Genomic DNA, 18428 nt, shown 5'->3' with positions numbered 1-18428 from the left:
GCCAAAAACAAAAACGGCAGCCTCATCGGGCTGCCGTTTTGTTTTTACCTGCTTCGATCACTCAAGCCAGACGAGAAAGCATTTCCCTGGCTTCATTCTTCTGGCCGTCGTCACCCTCGGTCACCACTTCATTGAGAATGTCCCGGGCGCCATCGGTGTCCCCCATGTCGATGTAGGCCTGAGCCAGATCGAGCTTGGTCGCGACCTCGTCGGTGCCGGACAGGAAATCGAATTCCGGCTCGTCGTCCACGGTCGCCAGGGCGTCATCCACAGTGAAGGTTGGTTCACTGAGGCTCTGGGACAGACGCTCCAGTTCGGCGTTGACGTCATCCAGCTCGGCGGCAAATGCGTCCGGTGCTTCCGGAGCGTCCATCTCGTCAGCCAGGGACAGATCGAAATCGGCCGGCAGTTCCAGATCGTCCAGCGTCACTTCCGGGGCTGCCGGAGCCGTCGGGGCTTCGGCAACGGGCAGGTCCTTGAGGTCGTCATCCAGGCTCAGCAGAAAATCGTCTTCGGCCAGGGTCTCTGGCGAAGCTTCGCCACCCAGATCCATGTCCAGATCGAAATCTGACAGATTGTCGAGGTTCTCCCTGATTTCAGTCTGCTGCTGCAACACAGAATCAAAACTCAAATCGTCGTCCAGCGGGAAATCTTCCAGCTCGTCGAGGGTGGTCGCTTCCGGCTCAAGTTCCGGTTGCGGTGCTGGCGCAACGACTGCAGGCGCAATGTTGTCCAGATCATCCAGGCTCAGGTCGAAGGCACTGTCAAAATCGTCATCGACTGTCACAGGAGCTGGCGCCTCGTCCAGCATCGGCGCAACCGGCTCCGGCTGCGGAGCCGGTGCAACGGCGGCTGGCGTAATGTTTTCCAGATCGTCCAGGCTCAGATCGAAGGCGCTGTCAAAATCGTCATCGGCCGGCGCCGAGGCTTTTGCCTCGTCCAGCATCGCCGCAACCGGTTCCTGCTGCGGTGCGGGTGTATCGGCTGCTGGAGTAATGTTCTCCAGATCATCCAGGCTCAGGTCGAAGGCGCTGTCGAGATCGTCATCGGCCGGCGCCGCGGCTGGCGGCTCGTCCAGCAGCAGGTCCTTGACGTATTGCGCGTCCAGCTCGGCAGCGACGGCAGCCGCGGCGATACCACCCGCAGCGACCAGTGCCATGGCCGGGAAACGGCTTTTCAGTTGCTCGACCTTGGCGAAATTATCGCCATTGGCCACCAACTGACGCTCCTGAACCACGAATGCATCGCGGTCGCCCTGCAAACCGTAGACTTCCATCAGCTTCAGGCGAACATCACTGCGCTGCGGCTCTTGCTTGACGCCCTCTTCCAGCAGCGCGGCGGCCTGATTCAGACGGCCCGCAGCGATGTGCGACTGGGCCTGGCCCAACACGTCGTCGGAACGCTCGGCGGCCGGCGCTACCAGCGGTGCGGCGATCGGTGGCGTAACGACAACAGGCGCAATCACCGGGGCTGGGGCCGGAGCAGGCGGCGGCACATTCGCGAGTTTCACGCTTGGCGGTGGAACTTCCAGACCTTCGAAGCTGCTGTCCGGCATGTCGAAGTCGGCAGAAAACGGCTGTTCTTCGGCCAGGGCACGGGCCATGCGCAGATGTTTTTCGGCTTCCTGCTGGGCTTTACGGCGACGAGCCAGCAACAACAGCAACAGCAACACCACGACTGCCCCGCCACCCGCCAAGCCCAACAGCCACGGATTGGTCAGCAATTCATTGAATTTCTGCTCATCGGAGGCTACCGGTGCGGGCTCAAGCGGTTGCTCGGGCGTAGCCGGAGCAGCCGCTTCAGGTGTGGCTGGAGCCGGCGCTGCAGGCACAGGTTCGGCAGGCGTTGCGGCCGGGTTGGCCGCCAATTCAGCGGTGATCGCCGGCGCGGCCGCTGCAGGAGCAGCAGCTGGTGCACCCGCTGCGCCTTCAGCCTGCAGCTTGGCCAGCTGATTGTTCTTCAACTCGATCAGGCGTTGCAGCTTGTCCATCTGACTTTGCAGATCGGAAATGCGGCTTTTCAGTTCCGCATTGTCACGACGGGTCGTGTCGAGGCTTTCCTGGGTAACCGCCAGTTTGTTGCTCAGGGCCTTCGCGTCACCTGCCGCCCCCTTGCCACGTGCTTTGCCCGACTCTGCGGAAACAAGACTCAGTTTGTCCTGACCGGTCTGCGTCGACACCGTCTCTCCGCGACCGCGGTTGGTGGCATCGAGTTGCTGCTGACCCGAACCGGGCTTGGCGACATATCGACGTCCCTGACGCCAGGCGGTGTTTTGCGCAGCCACTTCGGCAATGGCCTTGGGTTGCGGCAGGCTGGTGCTTTGCGCCTGATCCGGCAGGCGCAGCACCTGCCCGGTTTTCAGGCGGTTGATGTTGCCGTCGATAAAGGCATCCGGATTCAACGCCTGGATGGCCAGCATGGTTTGTTGAATCGACCCGCCATTACGCGCCTTCGCGGCGACTTCCCACAGGGTGTCGCGCGGCAGGGTGGTGTACTGGGTTGGCTTGGTCGCACCAGTGACTGGCGTTGTGCCTTGGGTCGGTGCAGGTTGCGCAGCCGCTTCAGCGGTCTGCGGCGAGAATTTGGACGGATCGAGCAGCACGCTGTAATCGCGCAGCAGCCGGCCGTTGGGCCACATCACCTGAACCAGGAATTTCACCATCGGTTCGGACAGGGGCTTGCTGGAGGTTACACGCAGGATGCTTTTGCCGCTGGCGTTGAGTACCGGGGTGAATGTCAGGTCGTCGAGAAACGCCTGGCGATCGACACCGGCCTTGGCAAAATCTTCAGGTGAAGCCAGGCTCGGCACCACTTCGGCAGCGGTGAGTTCCTTGACGTCTAGCAACTCGATTTCCGCCACCAACGGCTGGTTCGCCGTCGACTTCAGGGTCAATTCCCCGAGCCCGAGGGCATGCGCCATACCGGAGGACAGCGCCGAGGCGGCCGCTATTGCTAACACCAGTTTGCGAACTTGAACCATAGCTCATCCTTAGTTTGAACATTCCTCGGCCAGCGAGAAGGTGATGATTGTCGCTGCCGCAAGGCATTGCGCGCGGCGGCGAAGGGTCGTCGCGCGCGATCGTTTCATGCATGCCCCGGAAAGCCCCACAGGGTGGCTTGCCTTCAGCATTCCGGCCAAGCATAACGCCCACCCGGAACCATTCGAAAATTTGTTGCCAAGTATCTTTTACAGCAGGTCTTTTATCAACAATTCGGCCAGCTGCACAGCATTGAGCGCGGCGCCCTTGCGTACGTTATCTGACGTCAGCCACATATTTAGTTCCGACAGGTCGTCGACTCCATGACGAACGCGCCCCACGTAGACCACATCCTGCCCTACCGCGTCGCCGACCGGTGTCGGGTAATCGCCGGCTTCAACCAGCTCGATACCGGGGGCATCCTCCAGCGCAGCGTTGACTTTCGCGAGGTCGATCTCGCTTGCAGACTGCAAGGTCACGCTAAAGCTATCGCCAAAAAACACCGGGGCTTGAATGCAAGTGACGGAAATCTTCAATAAAGGCAGCGACATGACCTGACGCAGCTCCCGCACCAGGCGTTTTTCCAGCAGCGTATGGCCTTGTTCGTCCGGCTTGCCGACCTGGGCCAACAGATTGAAGGCCATCTGCCGATCAAAGAATTTTGGCTCCAGCGGCCGCACATTCAGCAGTTCTGCAGTTTGCCGGGCGAGCTCAGTCACGGCTTCGCGGCCCTGGGCCGATACTGCCAGGCTGGCGGTCAGGCTGATGCGCTGCAAATCGAGCAACTCCAACAGCGGCGCGAGCACTACCGCCAGCGTGGTGGCCGATGGGCTCGGACTACTGACCTGAAACGGCTTCTTCAGACTGGCCAACACGTTGGCATTGGCTTCCGGCACGACTTGCGGCGCCTGGTCGGACGGCAAGGCACCGGACAGATCGATGACCGAGCAACCGGCCGCCGTGGCGCGCGCGGCAAAACTCAGGGTCACGGCCGGGCCCGCGGCGAAGAACACCAGTTGCACCTTGCCGAAGTCGAACTCATCGACTTCCCGCACGCGCACGTTCTTGCCGCGGAACGGCACCGAGCTGCCGGCAGATTCGCTGCTGGCCAGCAGGTGCAGATTGCCGATCGGGAAGTCACGCTCTTCAAGAATCTGCACGAGCGTTTCGCCGACAGTGCCGGTGGCGCCGATCACGGCAATATCGAAGGACTGGCTCATGGTTCTACCTCTGGCGAAACGGGGGGAGCGGCACTTTACCGGGTGGGGGGCATGCAGGCAATTCTGCCAAGGGTTTGCGGTGGCTGTGATGGCCTCATCGCTGGCAAGCCAGCTCCCACAGGTTGTACGCCAATTTTGAAAACGCGCACGACCTTGTGGGAGCAGGCTTGCCAGCGATGGCGGTTTGACAGACGACCCAACGCCCATAAAAAAACCCGCACCTCTTTCAAGGCACGGGTTCTTTCATCGCTTCAAACAATCAACGCTCGAGCAGGATCCGCAGCATGCGACGCAGCGGCTCGGCCGCGCCCCACAGCAGTTGGTCGCCGACGGTAAACGCGCCGACGAATTGCGAACCCATGTTCAGCTTGCGCAGACGGCCAACCGGGATGTTCAGTGTGCCGGTGACCTTGTTCGGGCTCAGCTCCTGCATGCTGATATCGCGGTTGTTCGGCACCAGCTTGACCCATGGGTTGTGCTGGCTGATCAGCCCTTCGATATCGGCGATCGGCACGTCTTTGTTCAGCTTGATGGTCAGCGCCTGGCTGTGGCAGCGCATGGCGCCGATGCGCACGCAGATGCCGTCCACCGGGATCGGGCTCTTGAAGCGACCGAGAATTTTGTTGGTCTCGGCCTGGGCTTTCCACTCTTCGCGGCTCTGGCCGTTCGGCAATTCCTTGTCGATCCACGGGATCAGGCTGCCGGCCAGCGGTACACCGAAGTTTTCGGTCGGGTACGCGTCGCTGCGCATGGCTTCGGCGACACGACGGTCGATGTCGAGGATCGCGCTGGCCGGGTCGGCCAGTTGATCGGCGACAGCAGCGTGGGTCGCGCCCATTTGCTTGATCAGTTCACGCATGTTCTGCGCGCCGGCACCGGATGCCGCCTGATAGGTCATGGCGCTCATCCACTCCACCAGACCGGCTTCGAACAGGCCGCCCAGGCCCATCAGCATCAGGCTGACGGTGCAGTTGCCGCCGATGTAGTTCTTGGTGCCCGCATCCAGTTGCTGGTCGATGACCTTGCGGTTGACCGGGTCCAGAACGATGACCGCGTCATCCTGCATGCGCAGGCTGGAGGCGGCGTCGATCCAGTAACCCTGCCAGCCGGCTTCGCGCAGCTTCGGGAAGACTTCGCTGGTGTAGTCGCCACCCTGGCAGGTCAGAATCACGTCGAGGGTTTTCAGCTCTTCAATGCTGTAAGCGTCCTTGAGCGGAGCAATGTCCTTGCCCACGGACGGGCCTTGGCCACCGACATTGGAAGTGGTGAAAAACACCGGCTCGATAAGATCGAAATCCTGCTCTTCCAGCATCCGCTGCATGAGCACGGAACCGACCATACCGCGCCAACCGATCAGACCTACACGTTTCATCGCAACTACACCTTCTTGAAATGTGGGCCGCTGCTTTCGGGGGTGAAATGGGCAGCGGGCCCGAGAGATTACAGATTCCGCAGCGCGGCGACTACTGCGTCACCCATTTCCTGCGTACCGACTTTAGTGCAACCGGCCGACCAGATGTCACCCGTGCGCAAGCCCTGATCCAGCACCAGGCTGACGGCTTTCTCGATGGCATCGGCGGCGGCCTGCTGATTGAAGCTGTAACGCAACATCATGGAGACCGACAGGATGGTCGCCAACGGGTTGGCGATGCCTTTGCCTGCAATGTCCGGCGCCGAACCGTGGCACGGCTCGTACATGCCTTTGTTGTTGGTGTCCAGGGACGCCGACGGCAGCATGCCGATGGAACCGGTGAGCATCGAGGCCTGGTCGGACAGGATGTCGCCGAACATGTTATCGGTGACGATCACGTCGAACTGCTTCGGTGCACGCACCAGCTGCATGGCGGCGTTGTCGACGTACATGTGGCTCAGTTCGACTTCAGGGTAATCCTTGGCCACCTGTTCGACCACTTCACGCCACAACTGGCTGGACGCCAGCACGTTGGCCTTGTCCACCGAGCACAGCTTCTTGCTGCGCACCATGGCCATGTCGAAACCGACACGGGCAATGCGACGGATTTCGCTTTCGCTGTACGGCAGGGTGTCGTAGGACTGGCGCTCGCCGTTTTCCAGGGTACGGGTGCCGCGTGGCGCGCCGAAATAGATACCGCCGGTCAGCTCGCGGACGATCAGGATGTCCAGGCCAGACACGATCTCCGGCTTCAGGCTCGAAGCCTCAGCCAATTGGGGGTACAGGATCGCCGGACGCAGGTTGCCGAACAGGCCCAGTTGTGCACGGATTTTCAGCAGACCACGCTCAGGACGGATGTCACGCTCGATGGTGTCCCATTTCGGGCCGCCCACGGCGCCCAACAGCACGGCATCGGCCGCACGGGCACGTTCCAGGGTTTCATCGGCCAGTGGCACGCCGTGCTTGTCGATGGCCGCGCCGCCGATCACGTCGTGGCTCAGCTCGAAGTCCAGGGCGAACTTGTCGTTGGCCAGTTCCAGCACCTTGACCGCTTCGGCCATGATTTCCGGGCCAATACCGTCACCTGGGAGAATCAGAATCTGCTTGCTCATGCTTTCCTCATGTCATCAGTCGGTGCGCCCGAGGGCGCGCCCGGAAAAATTCTTATCGCTCGGGGCTCATTTTTCGGCGAACAGCACCAATACATCTGTACTGAACGAACCATCGGCCTCAATCTCAAAATATTCGCGTACTTCGTTGCCCATCGACTGCTGCAACTCGCGGATCGCCGCGCGCATCACCTGCGGAGTGCGCATGCGTTCGACCCAGGAGTTGTACTCCAGGCGCAGCCGTTGACGGGTGGTACTGCGGGTATGCAACCCCGCCTCGCTGACCTGACGCAACCACTCGCCGGCGGAATAATCGCGCACATGGCTGGTGTCGCGCAGCACTTCGACGCTTTGCAGGTAAGTGTCGAACAACGGGCTGCCCGGTGACAACACGTCGATGAACGCCGCCACGCCACCCGGCTTCAGCACCCGGCGCACTTCCCGCAGGGCCAGGCCGAGATCGCTCCAATGGTGCGCCGAATAGCGGCTGAATACGAAATCGAACTCACCATCGGCGAATGGCAGGCGCTCGGCGGCACCGTTGACCGTTGTCACATTGCTCAAGCCACGCTCAATCGCAGCCGCTGTCACCACGTCGAGCATTTGCTGGGACAGATCGTAGGCCACCACTTCTTTCACCAGCGAAGCCACGTGAAAACTCACGTGCCCTGCCCCGCAGCCCAGGTCCAGCACACGGGCATCGCCCTGCCCCGCCAGTTCGGCCTGTAGCAGTGCGAATTCGGTGCCTTGAGCGTGGACGGCGCTGCTCAGGTAGACCGCGGCCTGTTCACCGAATTGCTTCTGGACTACCTGACTGTGCTGGGCGGTGCTGGTCATGGGGGACTTCCTTTTTGGGGTTGAGTCTTGCTGTGTCTGTTCGGGCCTCTTCGCGAGCAGGCTCGCTCCCACAATGGAATGCATTTCAAATGTGGGAGCGAGCCTGCTCGCGAAGGCGTCATCACGCCTTACGCAAAATCACGCGTCGCGAAACAACCAAGGCTGGCTCGCACGGTGCTTGGCTTCAAACGCCGCAATCGCATCACCGTCCTGCAAGGTCAGGCCGATATCGTCCAGGCCATTGAGCAGGCAGTGCTTGCGGAAGGCATCGATCTCAAAATTCAACACCTTGCCGTCCGGACGGGTCACGGTCTGGGCTTGCAGATCGATCTGCAACTGATAGCCCGGGTTGGCCTCGACCTGCTTGAACAACTCATCGACTTCAGCGTCGCTCAGGATGATCGGCAGCAAGCCGTTCTTGAAGCTGTTGTTGAAGAAGATGTCGGCGTAGCTCGGCGCGATGATGCTGCGGAAACCGTATTCTTCCAGTGCCCATGGGGCGTGTTCGCGGCTGGAACCGCAACCGAAGTTCTCGCGGGCCAGCAATACGCTGGCGCCCTGATAGCGTTCGGCGTTGAGGACGAAATCCTTGTTCAGCGGGCGCTTGGAGTTGTCCTGATACGGCTGGCCCACGTCCAGGTAGCGCCATTCGTCGAACAGGTTCGGACCAAAACCGGTGCGCTTGATCGACTTCAAAAACTGTTTCGGAATGATCTGGTCAGTGTCGACGTTGGCACGATCCAGAGGCGCGACAAGTCCAGTGTGCTGGGTGAAAGCTTTCATGCTGCGCTCCTTTAGATCAATTCACGGACGTCGACGAAACGACCGTTTACAGCGGCGGCGGCGGCCATGGCCGGGCTGACCAGGTGGGTACGACCACCGGCACCCTGACGGCCTTCGAAGTTGCGGTTCGACGTGGAAGCGCAATGCTCGCCCGACTCCAAACGGTCCGGGTTCATCGCCAGGCACATCGAGCAGCCCGGCTCACGCCATTCGAAACCGGCTTCGAGGAAAATCTTGTCCAGACCTTCGGACTCCGCCTGTGCCTTCACCAGGCCCGAGCCCGGCACCACGATGGCCTGCTTGATGGTCGATGCCACTTTGCGGCCCTTGGCGATAACGGCAGCAGCGCGCAAATCTTCGATCCGCGAATTGGTGCAGGAACCGATGAACACGCGGTCCAGCTGAATGTCAGTGATCGCCTGATTGGCGGTCAAACCCATGTATTTCAAGGCGCGTTCGATGGATCCGCGTTTGACCAGGTCCATTTCCTTGGCCGGGTCCGGCACATTCTGATCCACAGCCAAGACCATCTCGGGCGAGGTGCCCCAGCTGACTTGTGGCTTGATCTGGGTAGCGTCCAGTTCGACGATGGTGTCGAACACCGCATCAGCGTCAGACACCAGGTCTTTCCAGGCTTCGACGGCCAAATCCCATTCCGCGCCTTTCGGGGCAAATGGACGGCCCTTCACGTAAGCCACGGTTTTTTCGTCCGCGGCCACCAGACCTACGCGAGCGCCGGCCTCGATGGACATGTTGCAGATGGTCATGCGGCCTTCGACGGACAGATCGCGAATCGCGCTGCCGGCGAATTCGATGGCGTGGCCGTTACCACCGGCGGTGCCGATCTTGCCGATCACGGCGAGGACGATGTCCTTGGCGGTCACGCCAAACGGCAATTGGCCTTCGACGCGCACCAGCATGTTCTTCATTTTCTTGGCGACCAGGCACTGGGTGGCGAGCACGTGCTCGACCTCGGAAGTGCCGATACCGTGGGCCAGGGCACCGAACGCACCGTGGGTCGAGGTATGGGAGTCGCCGCAGACCACGGTCATGCCCGGCAAGGTGGCACCCTGCTCCGGGCCGATGACGTGGACGATGCCCTGGCGGACGTCATTCATCTTGAATTCGACGATGCCGTATTCGTCGCAGTTATCGTCGAGGGTCTGGACCTGCAAACGCGAGACCTGGTCGGCAATGGCTTCGATGCCACCCTTGCGCTCCGGCGTGGTCGGTACGTTGTGGTCCGGGGTCGCGATGTTGGCATCGATGCGCCACGGCTTGCGCCCGGCCAGACGCAGGCCTTCGAAGGCTTGCGGCGAGGTCACTTCATGAATGATGTGACGATCGATGTAGATCAGCGCAGAGCCATCGTCGCGCTGCTTGACCAAATGCGAATCCCAGAGCTTGTCGTAGAGCGTTTTGCCGGCCATCAGACGGTTTCCTCATCAGCTTGTTTCTATGCCCTGGGTCTTGAGTGATTCAATAACCCTTTGGCTTGTGAGGCTGATCCTATGGGGTTACATTAAATAACTCAAATTCATATTTTTTATGCTTTGGATAACCAACTGGAATACATCCATGGACCTGGCCAATCTCAATGCCTTTATTGCCATCGCCGAGACTGGCAGCTTCTCCGGCGCGGGCGAACGCCTGCATCTGACTCAGCCTGCCATCAGCAAGCGCATCGCCGGCCTGGAGCAACAATTGAAGGTGCGCCTGTTCGATCGCCTGGGTCGCGAAGTCGGCCTGACCGAGGCCGGCCGCGCCCTGTTGCCCCGCGCCTACCAGATTCTCAACGTCCTTGATGATACGCGCCGCGCCCTGACCAACCTCACGGGTGAGGTGACCGGTCGTCTGACCCTGGCCACCAGTCACCACATCGGCCTGCACCGATTGCCACCTTTATTAAGGGAGTTCACCCGCCGCTACCCCGATGTCGCACTGGATATCCAGTTCCTGGATTCGGAAGTGGCCTACGAGGAAATCCTGCATGGCCGCGCGGAACTGGCGGTCATCACCCTGGCGCCCGAACCCCACGCACTGGTCAAGGCGACGCCGGTGTGGGACGACCCGCTGGATTTCGTGGTCGCCCCGGAACATTCACTGCTCAACAACGGCAAGGTCAGCCTGGCGGACATCGCCCGCCATCCGGCGGTGTTTCCCGGCGGCAACACCTTTACCCACCATATCGTCCAGCGCCTGTTCGAAGCCCAGGGCCTGACGCCGAACATCGCCATGAGCACCAACTACCTGGAAACCATCAAGATGATGGTGTCGATTGGCCTGGCCTGGAGCGTCCTGCCGCGCACCATGCTCGATGATCAGGTTGCACGAATACCCTTGCCGGGCATACAACTGTCTCGCCAGCTAGGCTATATCCTGCACACCGAAAGGACGCTATCGAATGCAGCACGGGCCTTCATGGCCTTGCTGGACGCTCAAATCGATCTGCCAGGGACTCAAGGCTGACGTGTGCTACGCCTGTAAAGCCGTGAAATCCTGTGCCAAATGCCCATTCAGCCCAAGGCTTGCCAATGCCGAAATCTGTTGACCGTATTCCGCCGATGCCGCGAATTCAGGCAATTGACCCCAGACGTTCCGAGCAGAGCTGGGAGAGTGCCCCTCAACTGCTGGCCGCCCTGAACGGTGCGCGTCTGGGTGCCTGGTACTGGGATATCGAGCGCGGACAGATCAGTTGGTCGCGGGGTACGCAGGCGTTGTTCGGCTTCGATCCGCGCCAACCCTTACCGGCCGATCTGGAATACCTCGACCTGTTGCCACCGGAGGACCGGGCAAAAACCGTGCGCGCCTTCCATGCAGTGATCGCCGGCGCACCGCTTGAGCAGGCCATGCATCACCGCATTCGCTGGCCTGACGGCAGCCTGCATTGGCTCGAAATCAACGGTAGCCTGCTGCCGGACAAGCATGGTCGGCCACGGATGATCGGCGTGATCCGCGAAATCACCCACCAACGCCAGCGCGAGCAGGCGCTGAGCAGTTCCGAAAAGCGCTTCGCCACGCTGTTTCACCTGTGCCCGAACATGGTACTGCTCACTCGCCAGGAAGACGGCCTGATCACCGAAGCCAACCAGTATTTCGAAAGCCTCTTCGGCTGGCCGGTGCAGGATGCCATTGGCCGCACCACCCTGGAACTGGGTCTATGGGTTCACCCTGAACAACGGGCAGAACTGGTCAAGGCCACCAAGGCCAAAGGCGAACTGACCAGCATGGAGGTGCAGTTCCGTGCCAGCAACGGCCAGATCCACGATGGCATCCTCAGCGCGCAAAAGGTCGAACTCGAAGGTCAACCCTATCTGCTGAGCACCTTCCTCGACACCACCGAACGCAAAGCGGCCGAGCACGCGCTGAAAGACAGCCAGGAACGCCTCGACCTGGCGCTGGATTCGGCGCAACTGGGCACCTGGGACTGGCACATTCCCAGCGGCATGCTCTATGGCTCGGCCCGCGCCGCGCAATTGCACGGGCTGGAAGCCAAGCCCTTCCATGAGTCCTTCGAAGAATTTTTCGAAGGTGTGCCCGGCGAAGAGCGCAGCTCCATGCGCGACGCCTATCGCACTCTGCGCGAAGGCCCGGCCGGCAACTATCAGCTGACGTATCGCGTGCAACTGCCCGATGGCACTTCGCGCTACCTGGAAAGCCGTGCCCGGCTCTACCGTGATGAAAACGGTGTGCCGCTGCGCATGGCCGGCACCTTGCTCGATATCACCGACCAGGTCGAACGCGAACAACAGCTGGTGTCCTCGGAAGAGAAATTCGCCACGCTGTTCCAGGTCAGTCCGGATCCGATCTGCGTGACCCACCAGGACACCGGGCAATTCATTGAGATCAACTCAAGCTTCACCCAGACCTTCGGCTGGACCGCGGCCGATGTGATTGGTCGCAGCGCCGACGAAATCGGCCTGTGGGACGCCTCGGCGAAGAGCTTGCAACGCATCGAACAGGTGATCCGCGAACAAGCGCTGAACAACGTGGCGATCATTGTCCAGCACAAGGATGGGGAATCACTGACCTGCGTGATTTCCAGCCGCCAGATCAGCGTCGGCGACCAGCCATGCATCGTCACCACCTTGCGCGACATTACCCAGCAGCAACGTTCGGAAGCGGCACTCAAGGCCAGCGAAGAGAAGTTCGCCAAGGCGTTTCACTCCAGCCCCGACGCCATCACCATCACCGAGCGCGATACCGGACGCTATTTGGAGGTCAATGATGGTTTCTGCCGCCTGACCGGTTATCGCGCCGATGAAGTGATCGGCCGCACGGTGTACCAGGTCGGGATCTGGGCCGAAGAGAAACAACGCTCGGCGCTGCTGGCCGAGCTGCAGATCAAGGGCCGGGTGCATCACCAGGAGATGCTCGGGCGCAACAAGCGCGGCGAGTTGCTGACCGTCGAAGTCTCGGTGGAGCCGATCACCCTCAACGAAACCGCATGCCTGCTGCTGACTGCGCGGGACGTCAGCCTGCTGAAAAACGCCGAGGCACAGATCCGTCACCTGGCCTACCACGACCCGCTGACCAACCTGCCCAACCGCGCACTGCTGATGGATCGCCTGAGCCAGCAGATTGCCCTGCTCAAACGCCACAACCTGCGCGGCGCCCTGATGTTTCTCGACCTCGACCACTTCAAGCACATCAACGATTCGCTCGGGCACCCGGTGGGCGATACCGTGCTGAAAATCATCACCGCGCGCCTTGAGGCCAGCGTGCGCATGGAAGACACCGTCGCGCGCCTGGGCGGTGACGAATTCGTTGTCCTGCTCAGCGGCCTCGAAGGGTCGCGCAACGATGTCACCATCCAGGTGCGGGAATTGGCCGACACCTTGCGCGAACTGCTGTCCGAGCCGATGTTCCTCGACGGCCAGCGCCTGCAAGTGACGCCAAGTATCGGCATCGCACTGATTCCCGATCACGGCTCGACGCCGACCGACCTGCTCAAGCGCGCCGACATCGCGCTTTATCGCGCCAAGGATTCGGGACGCAATACCGCGCAGATGTACCACAACACCATGCAGAAGGCCGCGAGCGAACGCCTGCGCATGGAGACCGATCTGCGCCTGGCCCTGTCCCGGGGCGAATTTCGCGTGCACTACCAGCCCCAACTCGATGCCCGGGACAACCGCATCGTCGGCGCCGAAGCACTGGTGCGCTGGAACCATCCGGAACTCGGCGCGCAATCGCCCACGGAGTTCATCAAGGTGCTGGAGGACAGCGGCTTGATCCTGGAGGTTGGCACCTGGATCGTCGATGAAGCCTGCCAGGCCTTCAGGCAACTGATTGCCAACGGCCTGGTGGACCCTCAGGATTTCAGCCTGTGCGTGAACATCAGCCCGAGGCAATTCCGCCAGAATGACTTCGTCGAACACATCGAAGAGAGCCTCGCCCACTACGGCCTGCCCTGCTCGATGCTGAAGCTGGAAATCACCGAAGGCATCGTCATCCAGAACCTGGAAGACACCATCAATAAAATGCGCCGCCTGAAAAAACTCGGCGTGAGCTTTGCCATGGACGACTTCGGCACCGGTTACTCCTCACTGACCTATCTCAAGCGCCTGCCGGTGGACACGCTGAAAATCGACCAGTCGTTCATTCGCGATGCCACCACCGACCCCAACGACGCCGAAATCATCCGCGCCATCGTTGCCATGGCCCGCAGCCTGGAATTGAAAGTGATTGCCGAAGGTGTGGAAACGCCCGAGCAGCTTGAGTTCCTGCAGGGGTTGGGCTGTCATTTCTATCAGGGCTATCTGCACAGCCAGCCGTTGCCGGTGGAAGAGTTTCAGAAACTGCTGAGATAAAGTCCGGGCACCGATCATAGGTGGGAGCGAGCCTGCTCGCGAAGGCAGCGTGTCAGTCGACATCAAGATTGACTGACTCACCGCTTTCGCGAGCAGGCTCGCTCCCACATTGGCGTCGGGTGTTCCTACGAGTAAGCCCCCTTCATACCTATGTATGAATTGCTTAAACCCACACATAACCCCGCTGACCCTGTGTACGAGTGACGCCATTGCTGTCGCGCCGTAAATTGGATCCCACGCAATCGGCCAACGGACCAACATCCCGATCCGCCGATGAGTGATCGCGGCAGCCGATCATTCTCCCGCGTTACACCCCGGCCACTCTTCCCGATCACAGGGCCGGGTTTTCTGCGCCCGCATACCCGTTATGCGGGCGCTTTTTTTATGGAGGTGATCCATGGGTGAATACCGCAAATTATGGTGGTCGCTGATTGGCGTCCTCGGCGTGACCTTCTGCCTGCTCGGGTGGTTCGGCCACGAGATTTACCGGCAGGCGCCGCCGATTCCCGAACAGGTGCAAAACGCCGAAGGAAAAATCCTGTTCCGGTCCGCCGACATTCTCGACGGTCAAACCGCGTGGCAGAGCATCGGTGGCATGCAGCTAGGCTCGATCTGGGGCCATGGCGCCTATCAGGCGCCGGATTGGACGGCCGACTGGCTGCACCGCGAACTGCTCGCCTGGCTGGACCTGGCGGCGCAGCAGAACTACGCCAAGGCGTATCGGGACATCGATGACGATCAGCAGGCCCTGCTGCGTCATCAACTCAAACGCGAGTACCGTGGCAATCGGCTGGTCGATGGCACGCTGGTGCTCAGCGAGCGGCGCGTCCAGGCCATCGCGCAAACCGCTGCGTATTACCACGCACTGTTTGGCAACGACGTGTCGCTGCAGGGCAGCCGCAAAAGCTTTGCCATGAAAGAAAACACCCTGCCCGACGCCGCCCGGCGCCAGCAGATGACGTACTTTTTCTTCTGGACGGCCTGGGCCGCCGCCACCGAACGCGACGGTCAGACCGCGACTTTTACCAACAACTGGCCCCACGAACCCTTGATCGACAACCACCCGACCGCCGAAAACGTGGTCTGGTCGATTGTCAGCATTGTCGTGCTGCTGGCGGGCATCGGTTTTCTGGTCTGGGGTTGGGCGTTCCTGCGCAACCACGAAGAAGGCGAGCCCAAGGTTCCAGCCAAGGACCCGCTGAGCCTGATCAAACTCACGCCTTCGCAAAAGGCCCTGGGCAAATACCTGCTGCTGGTCGGTGCGCTGTTCGGCTTTCAGGTGCTGATGGGCGGCGTGACCGCGCACTACACGGTCGAGGGCCAGGATTTCTATGGGCTGCCGCTGTCGCAATGGTTCCCCTATGCGCTGACGCGGACCTGGCATTTGCAGAGCGCCATGTTCTGGATCGCCACCGGGTTCCTCGCGGCGGGGCTGTTTCTGGCGCCGTTCATCAACGGCGGCAAAGACCCGAAATGGCAGAAACTCGGCGTTGACATCCTGTTCTGGGCGCTGGTGCTGGTGGTCGTCGGTTCGTACGCGGGCAACTTCCTCGCCATCGCACAACTGATGCCGGCGCAATGGAGCTTCTGGCTCGGTCACCAGGGTTACGAATACGTCGACCTGGGCCGCCTGTGGCAAATCGCCAAGTTCGCCGGGATCGTGTTCTGGCTGGTGCTGATGTTGCGCGCCATGGTCCCTGCCCTGCGCCAGCCCGGCGACAAGAACCTGCTGGCGCTGCTCGCGGCGTCCGTGGTGGCTATTGGTCTGTTCTACGGCGCAGGCCTGTTCTATGGCGAGCGTACCAACCTTTCGGTCATGGAATATTGGCGCTGGTGGGTGGTGCATCTGTGGGTCGAAGGATTCTTCGAAGTCTTCGCCACCACCGCACTGGCCTTCATTTTCACCAGTATGGGGCTGGTCTCCAAACGCCTGGCCACCACCGCCACCCTCGGCTCGGCCTCGCTGTTCATGCTCGGCGGCGTACCCGGCACCTTTCACCACATCTACTTTGCCGGCACCACCACGCCGGTAATGGCCGTGGGCGCCACCTTCAGCGCCCTGGAAGTAGTGCCCTTGATCCTGTTGGGCCATGAAGCCTGGGAAAACTGGCGCCTCAAGGAGCGCGCCGCGTGGATGGCGCAGATTCGCTGGCCGTTGCAGTTCTTCATCGCCACCGCGTTCTGGAACATGCTGGGTGCCGGCGTATTCGGCTTCCTGATCAACCCGCCGATTGCGCTGTATTACATTCAGGGCCTGAACACCACGCCCTTGCACGCACATGCGGCCCTGTTCGGGGTTTACGGCTCGCTGGCGCTGGGTTTCAGCCTGTTGATCCTGCGCTACCTGCGACCGAACCTGCAGTTCAATGATCGCCTGATGAGCACCGGCTTCTGGTGGCTCAATGGCGGCCTGATGCTGATGATCGTCACCAGCCTGTTGCCCATCGGTATCCTGCAGTTCTACGCGAGCGCCAGCCAGGGCTTGTGGTATGCCCGCAGCGAAGCGTTCATGCAGCAAGACCTGTTGCAAACGCTGCGCTGGGTTCGCACTTTCGGCGACATTGTGTTTCTGGTGGGTGCGTTTGCGGTGATCTGGCAGATCGCGAGCGGCCTGCTGTTTTCGTCCCGGCATCCGCGTGCTGTGAAGGCTGCAACGTCGACTGGACAACGTTAATTCCAGACACAAAAAAGGGCGCCAATGGCGCCCTTTTTGTTATTCCGGCTTAGTGTTGCAGAGCCGGTTTTTGCGCTCCGTTGATCGGGATGCGCTTGGCTTTCGCCTCTTCCGGGATGACTCGCAGCAGGTCGATGCTCAACAGACCGTTGCGCAGGTCGGCGGCCTTGATTTCGATATGGTCCGCCAGACGGAAGGACAGTTTGAAGGCCCGCTGGGCGATGCCTTGATGCAGGAAGGTCACGCCTTCACTGGCATCACGTTTGCCGCCACTGATGGTCAGCACACCCTTCTCCACTTGCAGCTCCAGGTCTTCTTCCTGGAAACCGGCTGCCGCCACAACGATGCGGTATTGATCGTCGCCATGTTTTTCGACGTTGTAGGGAGGGTAAGTGCTGCCAGGCTCATTGCGCAGGGCAGTTTCGAACAGATCGTTGAAACGATCGAAACCTACCGAGGAACGGAACAGAGGCGCCAGGGAAAATGCAGTAGTCATGGTTCAAATCTCCTGAAAACAATCAGCAAGGTTTTTTGTCTCCGCGACCCGAATTCGGCATCGCGTAACCCTTAGATAGGGACCGCTGATTACTTTTCAAGAGAGTGTTTTCAGATTTTTTCAGGCCGCTTCAGCTACCTGCAATCCCAACAAACGCGAGACCTGATCCAGTTCGGTCTCACGACGCAGGACGGTGAACAGCTCTACCGCCTCGGGATAATTACGGGTCAGCATCGCCAGCCACTGCTTCAAGCGACCCGGGGATTGGCGCGGCGTCATTTGCGCCTTGGCTTGCAACCAGAAGTCCTGGAGCAGCGGCAGCAGCTCGGCCCAGGTCATCTCCACGACCTCCTCGCCCGCCCGCGCCGCGGCGATTTGCCGGGCCAGGTCCGGACGCGAAACCAGGCCGCGCCCCAACATGATGTCTTCCACGCCGCTGATCTCGCGGCAGCGGCGCCAGTCTTCGACACTCCAGATATCGCCATTGGCAAACACCGGCACCTTGACCACGTCCTGCACCCGGGGAATCCATTCCCAGTGCGCCGGTGGCTTGTAGCCATCGGTTTTGGTACGCGCATGAACTACGATGTGCTCCGCGCCGCCTTCGGCCAGTGCCGTGGCGCATACCAGCGAACCATCAGGGCTGTCGAAGCCCAGGCGCATCTTGGCAGTGACCGGGATGTGCGCTGGAACAGCGCGACGGACATGTTCGACGATCCGATTCAGCAGCTCGGGTTCCTTGAGCAGCACCGCGCCGCCACGGGACTTGTTCACGGTCTTGGCCGGGCAGCCGAAGTTAAGGTCGATCACTTCGGAGCCCAACTCGCAGGCCAGCGCGGCGTTTTCCGCCAGGCACACCGGGTCCGATCCGAGTAGTTGCACACGCAGCGGCACGCCTGACGCCGTGCGGGCACCGGTCAGCAACTCAGGACCGAACTTGTGGAAATAGGCAGGTGTCAGCAACTGATCGTTGATCCGAATGAACTCGGTCACGCACCAATCGATACCGCCCACACGGGTCAGCACATCGCGCAAGATGTTGTCGACCAACCCCTCCATGGGCGCCAAAGCAATTTGCATGAAAAACACACTCAACGAAAAACGTGC

12 protein-coding genes are annotated in these 18428 nt (G+C 60.8%); 3 read left to right on the top strand and 9 right to left on the bottom strand.

Annotation, left to right across the window (positions count from 1 at the left end):
- Nucleotides 1–61: 61 nt before the first annotated feature.
- From HNQ83_RS07495 to leuC, 7 genes are all read right to left on the bottom strand, one after another.
- Complete coding sequence (locus HNQ83_RS07495) at nt 62–2980, bottom strand: FimV family protein (RefSeq protein ID WP_175388356.1); 2919 nt, start codon at nt 2978–2980, stop codon at nt 62–64.
- 207 nt (nt 2981–3187) lie between these two features.
- A complete protein-coding gene (locus tag HNQ83_RS07490) occupies nt 3188–4198 on the bottom strand; it encodes an aspartate-semialdehyde dehydrogenase (protein ID WP_175388355.1) in 1011 nt (336 codons plus the stop codon).
- 259 nt (nt 4199–4457) lie between these two features.
- On the bottom strand, nt 4458–5570 hold the full coding sequence (gene asd / locus HNQ83_RS07485; RefSeq protein ID WP_175388354.1) for an aspartate-semialdehyde dehydrogenase: 1113 nt from the start codon (nt 5568–5570) through the stop codon (nt 4458–4460).
- 68 nt (nt 5571–5638) lie between these two features.
- Nucleotides 5639–6721, bottom strand: a complete 1083-nt coding sequence (gene leuB / locus HNQ83_RS07480; protein WP_175388353.1) for a 3-isopropylmalate dehydrogenase — start codon at nt 6719–6721, stop codon at nt 5639–5641.
- Nucleotides 6722–6787: 66 nt separating this feature from the next.
- Entirely contained in the window at nt 6788–7555 is a 768-nt protein-coding gene (locus HNQ83_RS07475) for a class I SAM-dependent methyltransferase (RefSeq protein WP_175388352.1), read from the bottom strand.
- A 138-nt stretch (nt 7556–7693) separates the two neighbouring features.
- Nucleotides 7694–8338: a 3-isopropylmalate dehydratase small subunit gene (gene leuD, locus HNQ83_RS07470; RefSeq protein WP_137807453.1), complete on the bottom strand. Its 645-nt coding sequence runs from the start codon at nt 8336–8338 to the stop codon at nt 7694–7696.
- 11 nt (nt 8339–8349) lie between these two features.
- Nucleotides 8350–9768: a 3-isopropylmalate dehydratase large subunit gene (leuC, locus tag HNQ83_RS07465; protein WP_175388351.1), complete on the bottom strand. Its 1419-nt coding sequence runs from the start codon at nt 9766–9768 to the stop codon at nt 8350–8352.
- A gap of 148 nt (nt 9769–9916) precedes the next feature.
- On the opposite strand from leuC, the gene HNQ83_RS07460 reads away from it, so the two are divergent.
- The 3 genes from HNQ83_RS07460 (at nt 9917) to HNQ83_RS07450 (ending at nt 16825) form a co-directional block, all read left to right on the top strand.
- The gene (locus HNQ83_RS07460; protein ID WP_175388350.1) at nt 9917–10807 is read left to right on the top strand and encodes a LysR family transcriptional regulator; all 891 of its coding nucleotides are present in this window, start codon (nt 9917–9919) and stop codon (nt 10805–10807) included.
- A gap of 65 nt (nt 10808–10872) precedes the next feature.
- Nucleotides 10873–14151 carry a PAS domain S-box protein gene (locus HNQ83_RS07455; RefSeq protein WP_175388349.1) on the top strand — a complete coding sequence of 1093 codons (3279 nt, stop codon included), beginning with the start codon at nt 10873–10875 and terminating at the stop codon, nt 14149–14151.
- 397 nt (nt 14152–14548) lie between these two features.
- Nucleotides 14549–16825, top strand: a complete 2277-nt coding sequence (locus HNQ83_RS07450) for a nitric-oxide reductase large subunit (protein ID WP_175388348.1) — start codon at nt 14549–14551, stop codon at nt 16823–16825.
- A gap of 49 nt (nt 16826–16874) precedes the next feature.
- On the opposite strand, the gene HNQ83_RS07445 is transcribed toward HNQ83_RS07450, so the two are convergent.
- On the bottom strand, nt 16875–17321 hold the full coding sequence (locus HNQ83_RS07445; RefSeq protein WP_175388347.1) for an Hsp20 family protein: 447 nt from the start codon (nt 17319–17321) through the stop codon (nt 16875–16877).
- A 120-nt stretch (nt 17322–17441) separates the two neighbouring features.
- Complete coding sequence (locus tag HNQ83_RS07440) at nt 17442–18401, bottom strand: tRNA-dihydrouridine synthase (protein WP_175388346.1); 960 nt, start codon at nt 18399–18401, stop codon at nt 17442–17444.
- Nucleotides 18402–18428: the final 27 nt, after the last annotated feature.

It is taken from the genome of Pseudomonas sp. C2B4, from assembly GCF_013359695.1.
In the GTDB taxonomy this organism is placed as follows: domain Bacteria; phylum Pseudomonadota; class Gammaproteobacteria; order Pseudomonadales; family Pseudomonadaceae; genus Aquipseudomonas.
The sequence above is the reverse complement of the archived record's forward strand: the minus strand, read 5'-3'. Positions and strand labels throughout refer to the sequence as shown.

Bases quoted from the DNA above. Each gene is read 5' to 3' on its own strand.
- HNQ83_RS07445 (WP_175388347.1), bottom strand. From the start codon at position 17,321: ATGACTACTGCATTTTCCCTGGCGCCTCTGTTCCGTTCCTCGGTAGGT.
- leuD (WP_137807453.1), bottom strand. From the start codon at position 8,338: ATGAAAGCTTTCACCCAGCACACTGGACTTGTCGCGCCTCTGGATCGT.
- HNQ83_RS07490 (WP_175388355.1), bottom strand. From the start codon at position 4,198: ATGAGCCAGTCCTTCGATATTGCCGTGATCGGCGCCACCGGCACTGTC.
- HNQ83_RS07495 (WP_175388356.1), bottom strand. From the start codon at position 2,980: ATGGTTCAAGTTCGCAAACTGGTGTTAGCAATAGCGGCCGCCTCGGCG.
- HNQ83_RS07460 (WP_175388350.1), top strand. From the start codon at position 9,917: ATGGACCTGGCCAATCTCAATGCCTTTATTGCCATCGCCGAGACTGGC.
- HNQ83_RS07455 (WP_175388349.1), top strand. From the start codon at position 10,873: ATGCCGAAATCTGTTGACCGTATTCCGCCGATGCCGCGAATTCAGGCA.
- HNQ83_RS07450 (WP_175388348.1), top strand. From the start codon at position 14,549: ATGGGTGAATACCGCAAATTATGGTGGTCGCTGATTGGCGTCCTCGGC.
- HNQ83_RS07475 (WP_175388352.1), bottom strand. From the start codon at position 7,555: ATGACCAGCACCGCCCAGCACAGTCAGGTAGTCCAGAAGCAATTCGGT.
- asd (WP_175388354.1), bottom strand. From the start codon at position 5,570: ATGAAACGTGTAGGTCTGATCGGTTGGCGCGGTATGGTCGGTTCCGTG.
- leuB (WP_175388353.1), bottom strand. From the start codon at position 6,721: ATGAGCAAGCAGATTCTGATTCTCCCAGGTGACGGTATTGGCCCGGAA.
- leuC (WP_175388351.1), bottom strand. From the start codon at position 9,768: ATGGCCGGCAAAACGCTCTACGACAAGCTCTGGGATTCGCATTTGGTC.
- HNQ83_RS07440 (WP_175388346.1), bottom strand. From the start codon at position 18,401: ATGCAAATTGCTTTGGCGCCCATGGAGGGGTTGGTCGACAACATCTTG.